General features: G+C 65.1%; 20 protein-coding genes. 12 read left to right on the forward strand and 8 right to left on the reverse strand.

What is annotated here, in order from left to right; all coding sequences use genetic code 11:
• Positions 1 to 8 precede the first annotated feature (8 nt).
• Entirely contained in the window at positions 9 to 1,337 is a 1,329-nt protein-coding gene (xseA, locus tag ACSQ3Q_RS13100) for an exodeoxyribonuclease VII large subunit (RefSeq protein ID WP_436134805.1), read from the reverse strand.
• Positions 1,338 to 1,700: 363 nt separating this feature from the next.
• On the opposite strand from xseA, the gene ACSQ3Q_RS13105 reads away from it, so the two are divergent.
• The 6 genes from ACSQ3Q_RS13105 (at position 1,701) to adk (ending at position 5,993) form a co-directional block, all read left to right on the forward strand.
• On the forward strand, positions 1,701 to 2,345 hold the full coding sequence (locus tag ACSQ3Q_RS13105; RefSeq protein WP_436134806.1) for a MotA/TolQ/ExbB proton channel family protein: 645 nt from the start codon (positions 1,701 to 1,703) through the stop codon (positions 2,343 to 2,345).
• A gap of 172 nt (positions 2,346 to 2,517) precedes the next feature.
• Positions 2,518 to 2,952: an ExbD/TolR family protein gene (locus tag ACSQ3Q_RS13110; RefSeq protein WP_436134807.1), complete on the forward strand. Its 435-nt coding sequence runs from the start codon at positions 2,518 to 2,520 to the stop codon at positions 2,950 to 2,952.
• 5 nt (positions 2,953 to 2,957) lie between these two features.
• Positions 2,958 to 4,025: a tetraacyldisaccharide 4'-kinase gene (gene lpxK / locus ACSQ3Q_RS13115; protein ID WP_436134808.1), complete on the forward strand. Its 1,068-nt coding sequence runs from the start codon at positions 2,958 to 2,960 to the stop codon at positions 4,023 to 4,025.
• Positions 4,026 to 4,107: 82 nt separating this feature from the next.
• Positions 4,108 to 4,290, forward strand: coding sequence for a Trm112 family protein (locus tag ACSQ3Q_RS13120; protein WP_436134809.1), 183 nt, complete (start codon positions 4,108 to 4,110; stop codon positions 4,288 to 4,290).
• Between the two features lie 5 nt (positions 4,291 to 4,295).
• Positions 4,296 to 5,123 carry a 3-deoxy-manno-octulosonate cytidylyltransferase gene (gene kdsB / locus ACSQ3Q_RS13125; protein WP_436136999.1) on the forward strand — a complete coding sequence of 276 codons (828 nt, stop codon included), beginning with the start codon at positions 4,296 to 4,298 and terminating at the stop codon, positions 5,121 to 5,123.
• Positions 5,124 to 5,336: 213 nt separating this feature from the next.
• Positions 5,337 to 5,993, forward strand: coding sequence for an adenylate kinase (gene adk, locus ACSQ3Q_RS13130; protein WP_436134810.1), 657 nt, complete (start codon positions 5,337 to 5,339; stop codon positions 5,991 to 5,993).
• A gap of 195 nt (positions 5,994 to 6,188) precedes the next feature.
• On the opposite strand, the gene ACSQ3Q_RS13135 is transcribed toward adk, so the two are convergent.
• The 3 genes from ACSQ3Q_RS13135 to ACSQ3Q_RS13145 all read right to left on the reverse strand — a co-directional run bounded on the left by ACSQ3Q_RS13135 (position 6,189) and on the right by ACSQ3Q_RS13145 (position 8,138).
• Complete coding sequence (locus tag ACSQ3Q_RS13135; RefSeq protein ID WP_436134811.1) at positions 6,189 to 6,659, reverse strand: DUF6152 family protein; 471 nt, start codon at positions 6,657 to 6,659, stop codon at positions 6,189 to 6,191.
• Between the two features lie 62 nt (positions 6,660 to 6,721).
• The gene (locus ACSQ3Q_RS13140; RefSeq protein WP_436134812.1) at positions 6,722 to 7,144 is read right to left on the reverse strand and encodes a hypothetical protein; all 423 of its coding nucleotides are present in this window, start codon (positions 7,142 to 7,144) and stop codon (positions 6,722 to 6,724) included.
• Between the two features lie 31 nt (positions 7,145 to 7,175).
• Positions 7,176 to 8,138, reverse strand: coding sequence for an asparaginase (locus tag ACSQ3Q_RS13145; protein ID WP_436134813.1), 963 nt, complete (start codon positions 8,136 to 8,138; stop codon positions 7,176 to 7,178).
• 82 nt (positions 8,139 to 8,220) lie between these two features.
• Between ACSQ3Q_RS13145 and lexA the strand changes: the two genes are divergently transcribed.
• A complete protein-coding gene (lexA, locus tag ACSQ3Q_RS13150) occupies positions 8,221 to 8,895 on the forward strand; it encodes a transcriptional repressor LexA (RefSeq protein WP_436134814.1) in 675 nt (224 codons plus the stop codon).
• Positions 8,896 to 9,763: 868 nt separating this feature from the next.
• Complete coding sequence (locus tag ACSQ3Q_RS13155; RefSeq protein WP_436134815.1) at positions 9,764 to 10,771, forward strand: D-2-hydroxyacid dehydrogenase family protein; 1,008 nt, start codon at positions 9,764 to 9,766, stop codon at positions 10,769 to 10,771.
• A gap of 196 nt (positions 10,772 to 10,967) precedes the next feature.
• Here the strand turns inward: ACSQ3Q_RS13155 and ACSQ3Q_RS13160 are convergent, their stop codons facing one another.
• The 4 genes from ACSQ3Q_RS13160 to ACSQ3Q_RS13175 form a co-directional block, all read right to left on the reverse strand.
• The gene (locus tag ACSQ3Q_RS13160; RefSeq protein ID WP_436134816.1) at positions 10,968 to 12,095 is read right to left on the reverse strand and encodes a branched-chain amino acid ABC transporter substrate-binding protein; all 1,128 of its coding nucleotides are present in this window, start codon (positions 12,093 to 12,095) and stop codon (positions 10,968 to 10,970) included.
• 120 nt (positions 12,096 to 12,215) lie between these two features.
• Positions 12,216 to 12,842 (reverse strand): hypothetical protein, encoded by a 627-nt coding sequence (locus ACSQ3Q_RS13165; RefSeq protein ID WP_436134817.1) that lies wholly within the window; start codon positions 12,840 to 12,842, stop codon positions 12,216 to 12,218.
• The gene (locus ACSQ3Q_RS13170) at positions 12,842 to 13,276 is read right to left on the reverse strand and encodes a DNA polymerase III subunit chi (RefSeq protein WP_436134818.1); all 435 of its coding nucleotides are present in this window, start codon (positions 13,274 to 13,276) and stop codon (positions 12,842 to 12,844) included. Before ACSQ3Q_RS13170 ends, ACSQ3Q_RS13165 begins: the two co-directional genes overlap by 1 nt.
• A gap of 6 nt (positions 13,277 to 13,282) precedes the next feature.
• Complete coding sequence (locus ACSQ3Q_RS13175; RefSeq protein WP_436134819.1) at positions 13,283 to 14,854, reverse strand: leucyl aminopeptidase; 1,572 nt, start codon at positions 14,852 to 14,854, stop codon at positions 13,283 to 13,285.
• 23 nt (positions 14,855 to 14,877) lie between these two features.
• Here ACSQ3Q_RS13175 and lptF point away from each other — a divergent pair, with 23 nt between their 5' ends.
• From lptF to ACSQ3Q_RS13195, 4 genes are all read left to right on the forward strand, one after another.
• A complete protein-coding gene (lptF, locus tag ACSQ3Q_RS13180) occupies positions 14,878 to 15,984 on the forward strand; it encodes an LPS export ABC transporter permease LptF (protein ID WP_436134820.1) in 1,107 nt (368 codons plus the stop codon).
• Positions 15,981 to 17,087, forward strand: a complete 1,107-nt coding sequence (gene lptG, locus ACSQ3Q_RS13185; RefSeq protein WP_436134821.1) for an LPS export ABC transporter permease LptG — start codon at positions 15,981 to 15,983, stop codon at positions 17,085 to 17,087. The genes lptF and lptG overlap by 4 nt, the downstream gene beginning before the upstream one ends.
• A 22-nt stretch (positions 17,088 to 17,109) precedes the next feature.
• Entirely contained in the window at positions 17,110 to 17,484 is a 375-nt protein-coding gene (locus tag ACSQ3Q_RS13190) for a sirohydrochlorin chelatase (RefSeq protein ID WP_436134822.1), read from the forward strand.
• 74 nt (positions 17,485 to 17,558) lie between these two features.
• Positions 17,559 to 18,500, forward strand: a complete 942-nt coding sequence (locus ACSQ3Q_RS13195) for a CysB family HTH-type transcriptional regulator (RefSeq protein WP_436134823.1) — start codon at positions 17,559 to 17,561, stop codon at positions 18,498 to 18,500.
• Positions 18,501 to 18,617 lie beyond the last annotated feature (117 nt).

An 18,617-nucleotide genomic window follows, 5' to 3' on the forward strand; every position in this document is an offset into this window, starting at 1 on the left:
AGGCACGATTACAGCAGCCGAGGCTGGGCGGCCACCGTCACATCCACCGCGCCATCGGCCAGCGTGGCACGCAGCGCGTCGCCTGGCCGGGCCTGCTGGACGCTGGTCACCGCGTGGCCATCGCCATCGGTCAACAAGGCGTAGCCCCGCTGCAGCACCAACCGGGGGTTGAGCAGCTCCAGCCGCAGGGACGCGCGGTCGAGCCGGTCGGCGTGTTGCGTCAGGCGGCGTTGCAGTTTCACAGGCAAATCGGCACCCAGCGCTTGTTGCGTATGCGCTAGGCGCTGCAATTTCAGGAGCACGCCGTGGCGCATGTGCTGCGCCAGGCGTGCCAGCTGCATCTGCTGGCGCGCAACCAGGCCCGATGGGCGCCCGAGGCGCGCGCCGGCCTGGTCCAGCCGCTGGTGGCGGGTATCCAACTGCCGCTGCACGCCATCGGCCAACCGCTCGGCCATCAGGTCCAGCGCCCCCAGCCACACCGCCCGCGGCTGCGCCACCAGCTCGGCTGCGGCCGTGGGCGTGGGTGCCCGCAGGTCAGCGCAAAAGTCGGCAATCGTAAAGTCGGTCTCGTGCCCCACGCCGCAAATCAGCGGCACCGGGCTTTGCACGATGGTGCGGGCCAGCTGCTCGTCGTTGAAGGCCCAGAGGTCTTCCATCGACCCGCCGCCGCGCACCAGCAGGATGGCGTCGATGGGCGGATGAAGGCTGTTATCGGCCCCTGGCGCTTGCCCTGCTTGTGCCAGGCGATACAGTTTTGATAGCGCCGCCACCAGCGATGCGGGGGCGGCGGCACCCTGCACCTGCGCAGGCACCAGCACCACCTGGATGTGGGGCACACGGCGGCGCAGGGCTGTGACCACGTCGTGCAAGGCAGCGGCCCCAAGCGAGGTGACGAGGCCGACGCCGCGCGGCATGAGTGGCAGCGCACGCTTGCGGGCCGCGTCGAACAAACCCTCGGCTTCGAGCTGGGCCTTGAGGCGCAGGAACTGCTCGAACAGCGCGCCCTGCCCGGCCCGCTGCATGCTTTCCACAATGAATTGCAGGTCGCCACGCGCTTCGTACACCCCCAGGCGCCCCCGCACTTCCACCAATTCGCCATCGCGCGGCGAAAAGTCAAGCAGGGTGGCGGCTCGGCGAAACATGGCGCAGCGCAACTGGCCGTTTGCGTCCTTGATCGAAAAATAACAATGCCCGCTGGACGCGCGCGAGAAGCCCGTGATCTCGCCGCGCACCGCGACAGGATTGAACTTTGCCTCCAGCGCATCAGCAATGGCGCGGCATAGCGCGCCAACTTCCCAGATTCGCGGCGTGGCTGCGAGGCCCGGGCGCTCAAACATGCGCCGCTGCGGCCTTTGGCGCCGCCTCCCAAGCTGAAGTACTCCACAGTGCAGGGCGAGCGGCGCCCCCCTCTTGCCTGCTTCCGTCCATTGGCCGCAAAACACGGAGGCACGTGCAAGTCATTGATTTATAAACGTTTTTCACTGCCCAAATTTTCATCAATTTGTTGCAACCACGGCGTGGTGCGACTTGGCGGGCCACGGGGACCGGGTTTCCCACAAAGTTATCCACAGTTTTTGTGGGTGAGCGTCGGGCGCGCAGGGCTGGTCTACAAGGTAACTATTTGTGACGCCAAACCGCGGCGGCGGCCCGCGCAAGCTAGGCCATAATCGCCGATTGCTTTCATCTGCGCGGAGAGAGATTTGCTGTCCATCATACAAGCCGCAGGCTGGCCCATCTGGCCCCTGATTGCGTGTTCCGTCCTGGGAATGGCGCTGATTTTCGAACGTTTTGTGGCTTTAAAAACCGCCCGCGTTGCCCCCCCGAAATTGCTGGATGAAGCGATCACGGTGTCCTCCAAGGCCGTGCCCACCCCCGACGTGGTGAACCAGCTGGCGCAGAACTCGGCGCTGGGCGAAGTGCTGGCCAGCGGCCTGCGCACGCTGAACAGCAACCCCCAGTGCAGCGAGACCGACGTGCGCGCGGCTATGGAAGGCGCGGGCCGTGCAGTAGCCCACCGGCTCGAAAAATACCTCGCCGCCCTGGCCACCATTGCCTCCGCCGCCCCGCTGCTGGGCCTGCTGGGCACCGTGATCGGCATGATTGAAATCTTTGGCTCCCAGGCCGGCGGTGGTGGCGTGGGCCAAGCCGTGGGTGGCGGCAATCCGGCGCAACTGGCGCACGGCATCTCGGTGGCGCTCTACAACACGGCGTTCGGCCTCATCGTGGCGATCCCGGCGCTGATCTTCTGGCGCTACTTCCGGGCACGGGTCGATGCGTATCTGCTCACGCTGGAGCTGGCCTCCGAGCAGTTCGTGCGCCATATCCTGCGGCTGCGCAAGAAGTGAACTCTCCCCTGAGGCGCTATCGCGCCTTCCTTCGCCTCTCGCAGCACTGCGCGCCGCGGGTAGGTGGACGCCGCCAGTGTGGCGGGGCGGCCCTTGCACGGCGGCCGCTCGCGTGGGCCGCGCCGGTTTCAAAAGCCCGCTGGTGACGCCTGCGGCACATTGGATCGTTGACATGAATTTCCGCCCCCGCGCCAAGGAAGAGCCCGAGATCAACCTGATCCCGTTCATCGACGTGCTGCTGGTGATCCTCATCTTTTTGATGTTGACCACCACGTACAGCAAATTCACCGAACTGCAACTCACCCTGCCGGTGGCCGATGCCGACCAGCAGCGCGACCACCCCAAGGAAGTCATCGTGTCGGTGGCGTCCGATGGGCGCTATGCCGTCAACAAGACGGGCGTGGACGGCAAGGGCGTGGAGGCGATTGCGCAGGCGCTGCGCGGTGCGGCCACCGCCGGCCAGGGCAGCGTGGTGATCATCAGCGCGGACGCCATGGCGCCGCACCAGGCCGTGGTGTCGGTGATGGAAGCCGCCCGCCGGGTGGGCCTCACGCAGATCACGTTTGCCACCCAGTCTTCCGCGGCGGGGCGCGCCCCCAGCCGCTGACCCGCATGGCGGGCTCCGGGCCGCAGCCGTCGGCCCCCTCTTCTCCTCCGCATTCTTCAGCCGATTCCGGCCGCGCCGCCGCGCAGGGCCTGCAGCAGGCATGGCACAAGCGCGGCCTTGTGGCCTGGGCGCTGTGGCCGCTGTCGCTGGTGTACCGGGCGCTGGTGGCTGTGCGGCGCGGGCTCTACCGCACGGGCGTGTTCTCCTCCAGCCACCCCGGGCGGCCGGTGATCGTGGTCGGCAACGTGATTGCGGGCGGCGCGGGCAAGACCCCGGTGGTGATCGAACTGGTGCGGCACCTGCAGTCGCGCGGCCTGCGCGCGGGCGTGATCTCGCGCGGCTACGGCCGGCGCACAACCGACTGCCGCGAGGTGCGCCCCGACAGCTCCGCCGCCGATGTCGGCGACGAACCGGCCCTCATCGCCCGCAGCCTGGCCAGCGGCTTGGCGGCGGTACCGGTGTTTGTGGCACGCCAGCGCTCCGACGCGGCACGTGCGCTGCTTGCCGCCTACCCCGATACCGACGTAATCGTCTGTGACGACGGCCTACAGCACCTGGCGCTACGCCGCGACGTGGAGGTCTGCATCTTCAACGACCAGGGGGTGGGCAACGGCTTTCTGCTGCCCGCGGGGCCGCTGCGCGAGCCCTGGCCCCGGCCAGTGGATCTGGTGCTGTACGCCGGCGACGCTCCCCCAAATAGCGCTGCGCCTGCCTTCCGCCTGGAGCGGCGGCTGGCGGGCTACGCGCTGCGAGCGGACGGCAGCAAGGTTCTGCTGTCCGACCTTCAAGGCCAGCCCCTGCACGCCGTCGCCGCAGTGGCGCGCCCGGCCGACTTCTTCGCCATGCTGCAGGCGCGGGGGTTGGCGCTGGCGCATACCGAGGCGTTGCCCGATCACTATGATTTTGATAGCTGGAAGTGCTTGCAAGACAAGCGCCAGGCGCTGATTTGCACCGAAAAAGACGCAATCAAGCTCTGGCAGCAGCACCCGGACGCGCTGGCTGTGCCCCTGCAATTGCACATCGACCCTGCGTTCTTCAGCGCTCTGGACGCGCACCTTTCGATTCCAAGCTGATCGGCTGGTACCTTCCTGAACACGGCCGCCGCTATCATCCCCGCCTGCCCGACGAACGACCCATTTCCCAGAAAGCCAAGCCATGGACCCCAAACTGCTCGAACTGCTGGTCTGCCCCGTCACGAAGGGCCCTCTGACCTTTGACCGCGAGGCGCAGGAGCTCGTCTCGCGCAGCGCCCGCCTGGCCTACCCGGTGCGTGATGGCATTCCGGTGCTGCTGGAGAACGAAGCCCGCACACTGACCGACGAGGAACTGGAGCAGTGAGCGCAATGCCTGCAGCTGGCGGCGCCGCAGGTGGCCAATTCACGGTGCTGATCCCTGCGCGGATGGCCTCAAGCCGCCTGCCCGACAAGCCCCTGGCGGACATCGGCGGCGTGCCCATGGTGGTGCGGGTAGCGCAGCGCGCAATGCAGAGCGCCGCCAGCCGTGTGGTGGTGGCCGCCGACGACCCGCGCATCCTGCAGGCCTGCGCCCAGCACGGGGTGGAGGCGATCCTCACGCGCGCCGACCATGCCAGCGGCAGCGACCGGCTGGCCGAGGCCAGCATTCAGCTGGGCCTGGATGGCGACGACATCGTGGTCAACGTACAGGGCGACGAGCCTTTGATGGACCCGGCCCTCATCAACGCCGTGGCCGCCCTGTTGCCGGCACGGCCCGAGGCCAGCATGGGCACCGCAGCCCACGCGCTGGCCACGCTGGCCGATTACACCAACCCCAACGTGGTCAAGGTCGTGCTGGACGCGCGTGGTTTGGCGCACTACTTCAGCCGCGCCCCCATCCCCTTTGCGCGCGACCATGCCGGCACGGCCTGGTGGCAAGACGGCGCGGCCCAAGCCGCCGCTCCGGGCGTTGCGGCACTGGCCGGCTTTGCGCCGCTGCGCCATGTGGGCATCTACAGCTATCGCGCTGGTTTTTTGCGGCAGTTCCCTGGCCTTGCGCCCGCGCCGACCGAGGCTGTCGAGGCGCTGGAGCAGCTGCGCGCGCTGTGGCACGGACATCGGATCGCGGTGCACCTGACCGATGCAGCGCCGGGCCCCGGCGTGGACACGCCGCAGGACCTGGAGCGCGTGCGCGGGCTTTTCGCCAGCCTGTCGTAACCGCAGCGCGAGCCCTGCCAAACGCACCCAAGACCGGTGCTGCCGCGGGGTTCCCCTTTAAGTCAGGGCAAGGTTGTCACATGCTATCCTCGACTGTAACGAGACAAAGCACCGCATCCCGGGCACCCCAGAAGCCACCGCTTTCCGCATGCGGTGGCTTTTTGCACGCCCTCGCCAGCGACGCCAAACGATTTCTAACCTTCGAGGAGTTCCATGAGACTGATCCTGTTGGGCGCGCCTGGCGCCGGAAAGGGCACGCAAGCCACGTTCATCTGCCAGAAGTACGGCATCCCGCAAATCTCCACCGGCGACATGCTGCGTGCTGCCGTCAAAGCCGGCACACCCCTTGGCCTGCAGGCCAAGGCTGTGATGGATTCGGGTGCCCTGGTCAGTGACGACATCATCATCGGTCTCGTGAAGGAACGCATCACCCAGCCCGACTGCGCCAAGGGCTTCCTGTTCGACGGCTTCCCCCGCACGATTCCCCAGGCCGACGCCATGAAGGCCGCCGGCGTCAAGCTCGACTATGTGCTGGAGATCGACGTCCCCTTCGACGCCATCATCGAACGCATGAGCGGCCGCCGCTCGCACCCTGCCAGCGGCCGCACCTACCACGTCAAATTCAACCCGCCCAAAGTGGAAGGCAAGGACGACGTGACAGGCGAGGAGCTGATCCAGCGCGAAGACGACAAGGAAGAAACCGTGCAGAAGCGCCTGCAGGTTTACAGCGACCAGACGCGCCCCCTGGTGGACTACTACAGCAGCTGGGCCAAGGCCGAGCCGGACGCCGCCCCCAAGTACCGCGCCATCAGCGGCACCGGCAGCGTGGACGAAATCACCACGCGCGCGCTGCAGGCGTTGGCCAGCTGATCAGCGCAGAACTCAGCTGAGCGGCTCCGACCCTCAGCGTGGATGCGCACCGGACGGCGCCTTGGTTAACCCAAGGCGCCGTTGTCTTTGTGGGCGGTTGCAAGCGTAAGCGGCTGGCGCTGGCGTGCAGCTAAGGACCAGTCCTAGCGGCCACCGAGGCATCTGTTCACTCAGGGCGCTCGACGTCAGCGCCGATCAAGCCGGGCTGGATCGCAGGCCATACGCCTTGCCATCCACAAACAGGTACTCGGCGCGCAAAACCGCGTCGCCCTGTTCATCGCGCAACGTGAAGCCCACCACCGATAACGCGGTGCCCGGCTTGATCTCCTGCACCTGCCAGGCCTGCATGCGCGTCAGCGGCGCCAGTTCGACCTCCCACTGGCGGTCCTTGCGCGTGGGTACCACCGCCTTGGCGAGCAAGGCCTTGCCGTCCACCGGGGCGGTCTGGGCCGGGAGCGCACGCTGCGCCAGGTTGGTCGGCAGCTTCAAGTCGGCCGGGACATCCAGCTGCAGCTCGGCGTGCGGGTTCTGCCAGCGCACGGAACGTACCGTGCCCTCCAGATAGATCGGGCGGTCGGCTTCAAAACTGCTCCATCCGTGGTGCGCATGTGCGCCCAGCGGCGCGGCGGCAGCGGCCACAAGCAGGTGGCGGCGTTGCAGGCTCATCGGGACTCTCCTAGTGGTCAATGAAACAGGCAAGGCGCGCCAAACAGCGGTGGTCAGGCGGCCTACAGGTAGGCAATCCAGCGGCCGCAGACCACGACCGCAAGCCAGATGACGGTGGAGACCAGCATCTGCGCTTTGGCCAGCCCATCCAGGCGTGCCAGCGAGCCGCGCCCATGGAACCACGCCGCATTGCAGCCCGCAAGCATTAACAACAGCATCTTCAAGGTAAATGCACGGCTGGCGAGCAGTTCGGCAGGCTGGGTGGCAAACATCAACAGACCGGATGCGGCGGCCAGCGCAAATCCGCACAGCGCCACCGACAGGCTCAAGCGCGCGAGATCCTTGACCGGCAAACCCGCCCCCCGGCCAAACACCCGCAGCTCCAGCAACACCAGGTTGCCCAGCAGCATCGCAATCCCCACGATGTGTGCCACTTCCAGAGCCGGGTAGGCCCAGGCATGGGTCTTGAGGGAGGCGAGGAACATGGCGACGGGTGGGTGGGTGGCTAAGTGGCGGTTAATGCTGAAGAAGGTCGAGCATCAGCGAGATCCGGGCCTTCACCGGCGACAGCCCGCGCGAATCGGGCAACGCATCCCCCGGCTTGGGCAGCACCTGTCCCTCCGGGCAGCGCGTAGCACGCACCACCCGCACGCCCACGTCCTGCGCCCGCAGCAGCGCCGCCTCCAGCGCGTGGTGGATGGTGCCGTTACCGGTGCAGGCAACCACAAGGCCCTGCACCCCGTCGCGCACCAGTGCGTCTACCAAAGCGCCGGTAGCGCCCGCGTGGCTCACGACGATCTCGACCCGGGGCCATATCTGGATGTTTGCTATGCTTTTAATAGCTGATAGTGCTTTTGCATCAAGCGCTAGCGGCCAATTTTGTGCCAAACGAGCCGTCCCCTCCTCCACCCACCCGAGGGGGCCGGCCTCCCCGGAGCTGAAGGCATTGACGCGGTACGGATGCACTTTCTGAATTTGCCGGGCGCCGTGGATTTCACCCGCCGCCACCAAAAGCACGCCCCGCGCACCAGGGGTTGTTGCCACGGCCATGGCGTCCAACAGGTTCTGAGGCCCGTCGGGTGTGAGCGCGGTAGCGGGCCGCATGGCGCAGGTCAACACCACCGGCTTGGAGCGTGTGTCGAGCGCCTCGTGCAAAAACCAGGCGGTTTCTTCGAGGGTGTCCGTGCCGTGGGTGATTACCACCCCCTGCACGGCCGGGTTCTGCAAATGGTGTGCGCAGCGCAGGGCGAGCGCCTGCCAGACGGCCGTGTCCATGTCCTTGCTGTCGATCTGGGCTACCTGCTCGGCCTGCAGCAAAGCGCCACTGGCGGCCAATGCCAAGCCGGGGGCTGCGGCCAACAGCTGCTCCACACCGACCTGCGCTGCGGTGTAGCCAATGTTGTCGCCGGCCAGCGCAGAGGTCCCGGCGATGGTCCCGCCTGTGCCCAAAACCACAATTTTTTGCCCACTCACTTGCATACTCCGAAAAACTGGTGAAAAATACAGTTACTGGATTAAAAAACAGTTGTGCGCCACTGTAGCGTCTTCACCGGAAAGCACCATGCTCGACAACCCGAAACTGACCGCCCGCCAACAGCAGATCCTGGACCTCATCCAGACCGCCATTGCCCGTACCGGTGCGCCCCCAACCCGCGCGGAAATCGCCTCGGAGCTGGGCTTCAAGTCGGCCAATGCTGCTGAAGAGCATCTGCAGGCACTGGCCCGCAAAGGGGTGATCGAGCTGGTCAGTGGCACGTCGCGCGGCATCCGGCTGCGCAGCGAAACGGTGCGCTCCATCAACGCAGCCCGCGGCAATCAGTTCAGCCTGCCCATCCCCGGCCTGTCCCAACTGGTGCTTCCCCTTGTGGGCCGCGTGGCGGCGGGCTCGCCGATTCTCGCGCAAGAACATGTCGACCAAACCTACAGCGTGGAAAACAGCCTCTTCCAACACAAGCCCGACTACCTGCTGAAGGTCCGCGGCATGTCGATGCGCGACGCCGGCATCATGGACGGTGACCTGCTAGCCGTGCAGTCCACACGCGAAGCACGCAACGGCCAGATCATCGTGGCCCGCCTGGGGGACGACGTCACCGTCAAGCGCCTGCGCCGCACAGCCACTGCCATCGAACTGCTGCCTGAAAACCCTGACTACCCCGTGATCGTGGTGCAACCCGGCGAGCCCTTCGAGATTGAAGGCCTGGCTGTCGGTTTGATCCGCAACACCATGCTCATGTAGGCCTTGCGCCTTTACCGCACCGCAGGTGGCGGGCGTTTGGTGTGCCGGCAAAACCGGTACGCCAGCCCTGCGGTGCCGGTTTCGTTGCAATCCTGCCTATGTCCAACCCCCGAACTTCGGAGATTTCACATGGGAATTGCCTTGTCCACTCTGGCTTTTTTGTCGTCCTCGCTGCGCGCATTCCAACGCTGGCTGCGGGATACGCCCAACCTCGAACAACCGTCTGCGGTAGCAGCGCTGCCCTCCCGCGAAAACCCTGGAAGCGGTAGCAACAAGGCCACCACGGGCGCCAAAGTCCAAGGCCGCCCGTCAGCAGCCCCCGGCCCACGCCCCTTGCGTGGAAACTGGCCTTTTACGGTAGGCCCGCAGACCCCGCCTGCAGAGACTCCATCCTGCCCTCAAAACGGGACGGGCAGGACATCGGTTCCAGCACTCCCAGAGCGGAACCTTGGCATGGCGCGAGGCTGCGGTAGCGCTGTTGCAAGATCGGTAGCTGAAACAGGCGCCCGCACTACGAAGGTTGTGCGCAAGGCTTCGGTGTCGGGCGCAGGCCGCTTGGTGATCGCAGGCCGGATGGCCGACGTGTGCGCAGAGCTGGACCGTATGGTGGCATCCGAGGCGGCATTGCGAACCTGCTGAGAACCGATCTACGCCTGCGTGTACGAACAGCGATGTTTGCTGGCTGTGTATCTTCAGGTGGGCGCTGACGCATGCAGGGTGGCAGCCGTTCACGCATGCCGAGGTTCGTGAACCTGCGTTGGCGGTTCCAGGGCGCAGCTCAACAATCCGTCACCAAAACACCGCCGTTTGACGTGCAGGAACCATTCCCGGCGCCTTGCACGTTGCCACGCCAAGGCACAATGTCGGGATGAACATCGTGATCCTCGACGACTACCAGGACGCAGTCCGCAAGCTCCACTGCGCTTCCCGGCTCGACGCGTACACCGCCAAGGTCTACACCAATACAGTCAAAGGCCTGGGCCAGCTTTCCGTCCGCCTCAAGGACGCTGACATCATCGTGCTGGTGCGGGAACGCACCCAGATCACGCGCCAATTGGTAGAAAAGTTGCCCCGGCTCAAGCTCATCGCTCAGACCGGCAAGGTCGGCGGCCACATCGACGTGCAAGCCTGCACCGAGCGGGGCATCGCAGTGGCCGAGGGGGTGGGCTCTCCGGTGGCGCCTGCAGAGCTGACCTGGGCCCTCGTCATGGCGGCCATGCGCCGGTTGCCGCAGTACATCTCCAACCTCAAACATGGGGCTTGGCAGCAGTCGGGCTTGAAGACCGCGTCCATGCCCGCCAACTTTGGCCTGGGCAGCGTGCTGCGCGGCAAGACGCTGGGCGTCTGGGGCTATGGGCGCATCGGCCAGCTCGTGGCGGGCTATGGCCGGGCCTTTGGGATGAACGTGCGTGTGTGGGGCCGTGAGGCTTCACGCGCCCAGGCGTTGACGGATGGCTACCAGGCTGCGACCACACGCGAGGAATTTTTCTCGCAGTGCGACGTGATTTCGCTGCACCTGCGCTTGAACGACGACACCCGGGGCATCGTGTCGCTTGAAGACCTGTCGTGCATGAAGCCTACGTCGCTGCTGGTGAACACCTCGCGGGCCGAACTCATCGAACCCGATGCCCTGATCGCTGCACTGAACCGTGGCCGCCCTGGCATGGCAGCGGTCGATGTTTTCGAGAGCGAGCCAATTTTGCAAGGGCATGCGCTGCTGCGGCTGGAGAACTGCATCTGCACGCCCCACATCGGCTATGTCGAACAGGACAGCTACGAGCTGTACTTTGGTGCAGCCTTCGACAATGTGGTGAATTTCATCAAGGGAACGCCCACCAACATCGTGAATCCTGGCTCGCTGCAAGTACGGCGCTGACGCTGACGCGCACAGGCTCGCTTGTTAACGCCCTTCGCACCGATCCTTTAACGGACTGGGAGATATAGGCCAGGAATCTCGACCTCCGCACTGTTGTCGTTGACCCTGCCCATGAAAAAGGCCTCCCAAAGGAGGCCTTTCTTGTTTCGCCATTACCCGCAAGGCATTGCTGCCTTAGCGGGCCATGTCGATGCAATTACAGAGGGGTCTTCTTGCCGTCTTTGTAGTTGTACAGCGTGATGGAAGGGTTCTTCATTTCGCCGTTGGTTTCAAACTGGATCGTCGAGGTCACGCCCTTGAAGTTGGACTTGGCCAGTTCGGCGGTGTAGACCTTGGGATCCACGGAGTTGGCGCGCTTCATAGCGTCGACCAGCAGGAACGTGGCGTCGTAGGTGTAGGGGCTGTACACCTGGAATTGGTTGGGGTACTTGGCATCGTACTTGGCCTTCCAAGCCGTACCGCCAGGCATCTTGGCCAGCGAGGAGCCGCCTTCTGCGCAAATCACGTTGCCCAGGGTCTTGGCACCAGCCGCCAGCTTGGCCAGTTCTGCCGTGCAGACGCCGTCGCCGCCGAAGTACTTCACGTTGCCCATGCCCAGTTGTTCCAGCTGACGCAGCATGGGGCCGGCTTGTGGGTCCATGCCGCCGTAGAACACAGCGTCAGGGTTCTTGGCCTTGATGGCGGTCAGGATCGCCATGAAGTCAGTGGCCTTGTCGGTCGTGAACTGCTCGTCCACCACCTTGATGCCCTTGGCTGCAGCGGTCTTCTTGAACACGTCGGCAACGCCTTGGCCGTAAGCGGTGCGGTCATCGATGATCGCAACGGTCTTGAGCTTCAGGGTGTCCGCAGCGTAGAAAGCCAGGCCAGCGCCCAGGGCGTTGTCGTTGGCGATGATACGGAACGTGGTCTTGTAGCCTGGCTTGGTCAGGTTGGGGTTGGTCGCAGCGCCGGTGACGTGGGGGATGCCGCAGTCGTTGTAAACCTTGGACGCAGGGATCGTGGTTCCGGAGTTGAGGTGACCCACAACGCCAGCAACCTTGGAGTCGCACAGTTTTTGTGCGGCAGCGGTGCCTTGCTTTGGATCGGCAGCGTCGTCTTCGGCCTGCAGTTCGAACTTGATCTTCTTGCCGCCGATGGTGACGCCTTGGGCGTTCAGCTCTTCAATGGCCATGCGGGCGCCATTTTCGTTGTCCTTGCCGTAGTGAGCCTGGGCGCCGGAAACCGGAGCCACGTGACCGATCTTGACGACCTGCTCTTGTGCAGAGGCCATACCGGCAACAGCCGCGATAGCAGCAACCACGGTCAGTTTCAACTTCAATTGCATATCAATCTCCAGTAAAGATAAACGCTGAGAATGTTCTTGTGTCTCAACGCAGGCGAACATATCGCAATTTATGGGCCAGATCATTAGGGAACACGATTAAATGCACAGGGGAATACCCTGTCATCCCCGTGGCACTGGCGGAGCACCGCTGGCAAGCTCATCGGCAACGGCCTCGTATACCGAATGGCGGACCACCGATTCGATCTCTTCACGCAGCCGCGGCAGCACCGATCTCGTCTGTTCCTGCACCACCGTGGCGATCGCCTCGCGCAAACGCTGATCCAGCACAACGTCCACGCGCTGCATCACGCGATGCACCATGTACTCTTCAAAGCCATCTGGCAACGGACGGGCGGCCGTGGGCGAAGGCGCAGCGGATCTCTGCAGGGTGGTCGCAGAGGCAGCAGGCAGTGCGGCAGGGGGAGGCCGGCGCGCTTCGATGCCGGCATTTAATGGAGCCGTGCCCGTCGCCGGATGCGTGCTTGTTGCGTGTGTGGGAGCGGGTCGTTGCGCCATCACCGCAGGCGGCTGGGCACTGGGCAACGGAGGGCGAGCGCTGGACACTGGCGCCGATGCCGCCGCTCTGGCAACGGGCCGCGCGACCGGAGGCAGGGGCGACGTCATCACCGTGGTGCGCGAAGGCCCGGTGGTGGCCCCTTGCGCTGGCAATCCGCCCGGCGTCTGCACCACTTCGGTGAGGGTGGGAACAAAGCGCGGCGGTGCGCGCGGGGGTTGCTGTGGTGCCATCAGCCGCCTTTCAACACGAGGTCATGGCGGGTGATGGCGTACCCGCGGGACGCATAGTGTTTCCAGCGGGCGCGTGCCTCGGTGCGGTCCACTTCGTCCAGCGCGCTGACCACTTCCACCAGCCGTTCAAACCGGCCAAAACCTTCTGGCACCTCTGCATGCAGATTCAACAGGACCTCATGGTGGGGCGCAGTGCGCGGGTCGGCCGCGAGCAGCACCGGCGAGGCATGCACCAGCTCCTCGTCCGCATCGTCGCGGCAGTGCGCCACAAAGTCCTGCGGGGCCAGGGCCCAGAGCATGCGGTCCAGCGCCACCAAAGTCTCTGCCGGCGCCGCAATCACCAGCCGGGACCCGCTGCGCTGCACCTTGCGCGCGAACCGGCACGCATAGGCCAGCTTGTCCGGCGCATTGAAGTGAAAGGAGACCTCGGTCATGAAGCGTCAGACGCTGCCGGATTTGACGGCGCGTTTCGCCGCGGCGGGCTTGGTCTGCGCCGTGCGCTCGCTCGCCGGGGCCGGGGCTGGCTTTGCCTCTTTCAGCCCCTTCGCAGCCTTCTCGGCCTTGCCCGGCTTGACTTGCGCCTGGTTCAGCAGGTATTGCACCAGCAGACCCACCGGCCGGCCTGTGGAACCCTTGGCCGCACCGCCCTTCCATGCCGTGCCGGCGATATCCAGATGCGCCCAGGGAAGCTCGCCCACATACTTTTGCAGGAATTTCGCCGCAGTGATGGAGCCCCCCGCGCGGCCAGCCACATTGCCCATGTCCGCAAAATTGCTCTTGAGCCCGTCGGCGTAGTCGTCATCCAGCGGCATGCGCCAGCACGGGTCCTGGGCAGATTCACCGGCCTCCTGCAGCGCGGTGGCCAGCGCATCGTTGTTGGCAAACAGCCCGCTGCGCACGCCGCCCAGGGCGATCACGCAGGCCCCCGTGAGGGTGGCGATGTCCACCACGGCAGCTGGCTTGAAGCGGGCGGCGTAGGTGAGCGCATCGCACAGCACCAGCCGGCCTTCCGCATCCGTATTGAGAATCTCGATGGTCTGCCCGCTCATGCTGGTGACCACATCGCCGGGCTTGACCGCGCGGCCGTCGGGCATGTTCTCGCAGGCCGGAACCAGGCCCACGACATTGATCTCGGGCTGCAGCTCGCCCAGCGCACGGAACACGCCCAGCACGCTGGCGGCGCCGCACATGTCGAACTTCATTTCATCCATTTCCGCCGCAGGCTTGATGGAGATGCCGCCCGTGTCGAACGTGATGCCCTTGCCCACCAGCACTATCGGTGCCTTGTCTTTGGCCGCGCCGTTGTAGCGCAACTCGATCAGGCGCAAGGGTTCTTCAGACCCACGGGCCACCGCCAGGAAGGCTCCCATGCCCAGGCGTGCAACTTCGGCCGGGCCATGCACCTTGCATTGAATGCGTGGCAACTTCGCGAGGGTCTTGGCGGCATCGGCCAGCAGTGTGGGCGTGGCATGGTTGGCGGGGCGGTTGCCCCATTCGCGCGCAAACTCCACACCGGATACCAGGGCCACGCCGGTATCGAAGGCCTCCTGGACTCCAGACGCGCTCGGTACGCCCACCACACAGCGGCTCAGGCTGCGGGCCTCGACCTTGGACTTGGTCGTGGTGTACACATAGCTCGCCTCAGCAACCGCCTGCACAGCCGCGCTGACGGCGCCAGCTTGCATGGCGCCTGCAAAGCAGATCACCACACGCTTGGTCTGCGGCGCCTTGATGGCCCCGCCTACGGCCAGCAGCGCCTGGCGCACGGCCCGCCCTGCTCCATCGCCTGCACCCAGCAGAATCACGCGGCGCGCGGCCACCGCAGGCGCTTGGTAAAGCTGCAGGTTCTTGCCTGCCTTGGTGGCCAGATCTCCATTCTTGAGCGCCTGCGCGGCCAGGGTGGACAGTGAATCCTTCCCGGGCTTGAAGCCTTCGGGGATCAGCGCGATGAGCAAATCGCATTTTTCCGAAGCTGCCGCAGCGAGTTCAAGGGTCTTGAGATCAAAGTTCATAATCGGTGTTTTCCTTCGAGCCAATGTTATTCGATTCATCCATCCGCAAGGAGCTTGCGCGCAGCTTTGGCGCGACGCTGGTGGTGCTGGTGACCGTGGTCATGACCATGATGCTCATCCGCACGCTGGGTCAGGCCTCCCGGGGCAGCGTCAGCCCCTCTGACGTCATGCTGGTCATGGGGTTCACGGTCTTGGGGCAGCTGCCCACCATCCTGAGCCTGAGCCTGTTCATCGCCGTGGTGGGCACGCTCTCGCGCATGTACCGCGACAGCGAAATGGTCATCTGGTTTGCCAGTGGCCGTGGCCTCATCAGCCTGCTCAAGCCGCTGGTGCGATTTGCATGGCCCGTCATGGTGGTGATTGCGGTGCTGTCGCTGCTCGTCTGGCCCTGGGCCAATTCGCAGATCCAGGAGCTCAAGACGCGCTACGAGCAGCGCAGCGACATCGACCGCATCGCGCCCGGCGAGTTCCAGGAGTCCTCCAACGGCAGTCGCGTTTTCTTCATCGACAAGGAAACAGCGGACACGCAGACCGGCAACAACATCTTCATTGCCGCCACGGACGGCACCCGCGAATCCGTGACTTCGGCGCGCAGCGCCCGGCTCGAAACCCAGGGCGGCGAACGCATGGCCCTGCTGACCGACGGCCAGCGCCTGGAGACCACGCGCGACAAGCCCGGCGTCAAGATCAGTGAGTTTTCCGAGTACGGCACGCGCATCGGATCGGCTCCTGCAGGGTCGGCCGAAGAGCTGTCGGTCAAGACCCGCGCCACCCATGAACTGGTCATGCAACCCCTGCCCGCGTACCGCGCCGAGCTGGGGTGGCGCATTGGCCTGGCACTGGCGGCCCTCAACTTTGTGGTGCTCGGGCTGGCGGTGGCCAGCGTCAACCCGCGCGCCGCGCGCAGCACTAGCCTAGTGTTTGCGCTTTTTGCATTCATCGTCTACTACAACCTCATGACCCTGGGGCAAAGCTGGGTGGGGGCCGGGCGGCTCGGCCTGGTCAGCTTCATGGTGCTGCTGCACGGCGGCATGCTGATGGCGTCGCTGCTGGTGCTGGCCGTGCGGCACAACCAGTGGACCGTCCAGCGGCTTTGGCAACCCAAGGCGCAGCCCGGGAGCGCGACATGAAAACCATCCGCCGCCTTATCCACCGCGAAGCGCTCCTGGCGGTGACCTTTGTCACCGCGGGCTTTCTGGCGCTGTTCTTCTTCTTCGATCTGGTGGACGAGCTGCGCTGGGTCGGCAAGGCCGGCGCCCAGGGGTACCAGCTTTCGCATGCCTTCCTGTTCGTGGTGCTGAGCATTCCCAGCCACCTGTACGAACTGCTGCCCATCACGGTGCTCATCGGCACCATTTTTGTGATGGCGCGCCTGGCTCAGAGCTCCGAGTTCACCATCATGCGCACCAGCGGCATGGGCCCCTGGCGTGCTCTGCGCACGCTCCTCACGCTCGGGGGCGTCTTCGTGTTGTTCACGTTTGCGGTAGGCGACTACATTGCGCCGCTGACGGACCGCGCGGCCCAGTTGGTCAAGGTGCGATACCTTGGGCGCCTGACCACCGGTGCCACGGGCGCGTGGCTCAAGGAGCGGCAAGAGGACCACTCCTTCGCTGTAAACGTGCGCGCCCTCACGCCCAACGGCGGCATGCTGGATGTGCGCATCTTCGAGTTCGATGCCAAGGGCCGCCTTGCGTCGCAAACCCGGGCCGCCTCCGGGCAGTTCGCGGCCAACGGGGCCTGGTCGCTCGAGAAGGTGCAGCGCAGCCGCTTCGAGCAGCGAGGCACCGACGAGGCGCGCGTGGAACATCTGGACGCCCCCGCGCTGGAATGGCCCACCCGCATCAGCGCCGACATGGTCGCCGCATCGCTGCTCAAGCCCGACCGCATGGCCACCATCGACCTGTTCCAGTACATCCGGCACCTGGACGCCAACGGCCAGTCGGCCCAGCGCTACGAGATCGAGTTCTGGCGCAAGGTTTTCTACCCGCTCTCCTGCCTGGTGATGGTGGTGCTGGCCCTGCCGTTTGCCTACCTGCATTTCCGCTCGGGCGGCATTGCGGGCTATGTGTTCGGCGGCGTGATGGCAGGCATCAGCTTCTTCCTGCTGAACAACGTGTTCGGCTATGCGGGCAACATTCAGAACTGGTCGCCCTGGCTCACGGCGGCAGCGCCGGGGCTGATTTATTCCGTGCTGTCGCTCGCCGCGTTTGGCTGGCTGGTGCTCAGGCGGTAGTCCCTTCAGCGCACTGATACCCATGAGCTCCCCCGCCATCATCCTTTTCTCGCACGGATCCCGCGACCCGCTGTGGCGTGCCCCCATCGAAGCCGTGGCCAGCCGGATCGCCACCCAGCACCCCGGGCAGCGTGTTGTCTGCGCCTACCTGGAGCTGTGCACACCCACCCTGGGTGAGGCCGCCGCCGAGCTCGTCGCACAGGGGGCGCCAGCGATCACCGTCGTGCCCATGTTCCTGGGCACTGGCAAACACGCGCGCGAGGACCTGCCGGTGCTGGTCGATGAATTGCGCAGAGCCCACCCAAAGACACATTTCCACGTCCAATCGGCCATTGGTGAAGACGTCCGCATGACGGCTCTCATGGCCGAAATTGCCTGCGAACCTCCACCCGCCTGACAAAACAACGATTTGCGTCTCATTCCTTTAGATGCTTGCAGCATAATGATGCAACTCTTTAGGCGATATCAGATATGAATCTGCACCAATTCCGTTTTGTGCAAGAGGCTGCGCGGCGCAATCTCAACCTCACCGAAGCTGCCAAGGCCCTGCACACCTCCCAACCCGGGGTCTCCAAGGCCATCATCGAGCTGGAAGAAGAACTTGGCGTCGATATCTTTGCCCGCCACGGCAAGCGGCTCAAGCGCATCACCGAACCCGGCCAGCACGTCCTCAAGAGCATCGAGGTCATCATGCGCGAGGTCGGTAACCTCAAACGCATCGGCGAGCAGTTCAGCGCGCAGGACAGCGGCACCCTGAGCATCGCCACCACACACACCCAGGCGCGCTACGTGCTGCCCGTGCCGGTGGCCCGCTTGCGCGAGGCTTACCCCAAGGTCAACATCAGCCTGCACCAGGCCACGCCGCACGAAGTGGCCCGCATGATCATCGACGAGGTGGCCGAGATCGGCATGGCCACCGAATCGCTCGCCGACTACCCCGAGCTCGTCACCCTGCCCTGCTACGAATGGCAGCACGTGCTGGTGGTGCCCAACGAACACCCTCTGGCACAGAAGGAGCGCATCGGCCTTGATGACCTCGCCCACGAGGCGCTGATTACCTACCACCCCTCCTTCACCGGCCGCGGCAAGATCGACCATGCCTTTGCCGCGCGCAAGCTGCAGCCGCGCATCGTGCTCGAAGCCATCGACTCCGACGTGATCAAGACCTATGTCCGCCTGGGCCTGGGCATCGGCATCGTGGCCGAGATGGCCATGCGCGACGACCCGGTGGGCGACCTGGCGGTGCGCCCCGTCGGCCACCTTTTTGGCCAGAGCGTGGCGCGCGTGGCTTTCAAGCGCGGCGCCTACCTGCGCAATTTCGTCTACAAATTCGCCGAACTGCTCAGCGACCGCCTGAGCCGCGAGCTGATCGCCCGCGCCATGACCGGCCACGTGAACGATTACGAACTTTGAAAGCGCTGCGGGAGCGGGCGCGCATGGTTCACCAACGCCCCATCACGCCGCTGACTACCGCTGACCACCACAGGCCACCGCTAACCGCCTCCGCCCTGATTTCACCCCCGCATTGAC

Source organism: Acidovorax sp. LjRoot129, from assembly GCF_964253765.1.
Classification (GTDB): Bacteria; Pseudomonadota; Gammaproteobacteria; order Burkholderiales; family Burkholderiaceae_C; genus Acidovorax.

Coding starts and splice junctions, on each gene's coding strand:
- adk (WP_436134810.1), top strand. CDS start 5,337: ATGAGACTGATCCTGTTGGGCGCGCCTGGCGCCGGAAAGGGCACGCAA.
- ACSQ3Q_RS13165 (WP_436134817.1), bottom strand. CDS start 12,842: ATGGCACCACAGCAACCCCCGCGCGCACCGCCGCGCTTTGTTCCCACC.
- ACSQ3Q_RS13145 (WP_436134813.1), bottom strand. CDS start 8,138: ATGCAAGTGAGTGGGCAAAAAATTGTGGTTTTGGGCACAGGCGGGACC.
- xseA (WP_436134805.1), bottom strand. CDS start 1,337: ATGTTTGAGCGCCCGGGCCTCGCAGCCACGCCGCGAATCTGGGAAGTT.
- ACSQ3Q_RS13135 (WP_436134811.1), bottom strand. CDS start 6,659: ATGAGCCTGCAACGCCGCCACCTGCTTGTGGCCGCTGCCGCCGCGCCG.
- lpxK (WP_436134808.1), top strand. CDS start 2,958: ATGGCGGGCTCCGGGCCGCAGCCGTCGGCCCCCTCTTCTCCTCCGCAT.
- ACSQ3Q_RS13110 (WP_436134807.1), top strand. CDS start 2,518: ATGAATTTCCGCCCCCGCGCCAAGGAAGAGCCCGAGATCAACCTGATC.
- ACSQ3Q_RS13140 (WP_436134812.1), bottom strand. CDS start 7,144: ATGTTCCTCGCCTCCCTCAAGACCCATGCCTGGGCCTACCCGGCTCTG.
- ACSQ3Q_RS13195 (WP_436134823.1), top strand. CDS start 17,559: ATGAATCTGCACCAATTCCGTTTTGTGCAAGAGGCTGCGCGGCGCAAT.
- ACSQ3Q_RS13160 (WP_436134816.1), bottom strand. CDS start 12,095: ATGCAATTGAAGTTGAAACTGACCGTGGTTGCTGCTATCGCGGCTGTT.
- ACSQ3Q_RS13170 (WP_436134818.1), bottom strand. CDS start 13,276: ATGACCGAGGTCTCCTTTCACTTCAATGCGCCGGACAAGCTGGCCTAT.
- lexA (WP_436134814.1), top strand. CDS start 8,221: ATGCTCGACAACCCGAAACTGACCGCCCGCCAACAGCAGATCCTGGAC.
- lptF (WP_436134820.1), top strand. CDS start 14,878: ATGTTATTCGATTCATCCATCCGCAAGGAGCTTGCGCGCAGCTTTGGC.
- ACSQ3Q_RS13190 (WP_436134822.1), top strand. CDS start 17,110: ATGAGCTCCCCCGCCATCATCCTTTTCTCGCACGGATCCCGCGACCCG.
- ACSQ3Q_RS13155 (WP_436134815.1), top strand. CDS start 9,764: ATGAACATCGTGATCCTCGACGACTACCAGGACGCAGTCCGCAAGCTC.
- lptG (WP_436134821.1), top strand. CDS start 15,981: ATGAAAACCATCCGCCGCCTTATCCACCGCGAAGCGCTCCTGGCGGTG.
- kdsB (WP_436136999.1), top strand. CDS start 4,296: ATGCCTGCAGCTGGCGGCGCCGCAGGTGGCCAATTCACGGTGCTGATC.
- ACSQ3Q_RS13175 (WP_436134819.1), bottom strand. CDS start 14,854: ATGAACTTTGATCTCAAGACCCTTGAACTCGCTGCGGCAGCTTCGGAA.
- ACSQ3Q_RS13120 (WP_436134809.1), top strand. CDS start 4,108: ATGGACCCCAAACTGCTCGAACTGCTGGTCTGCCCCGTCACGAAGGGC.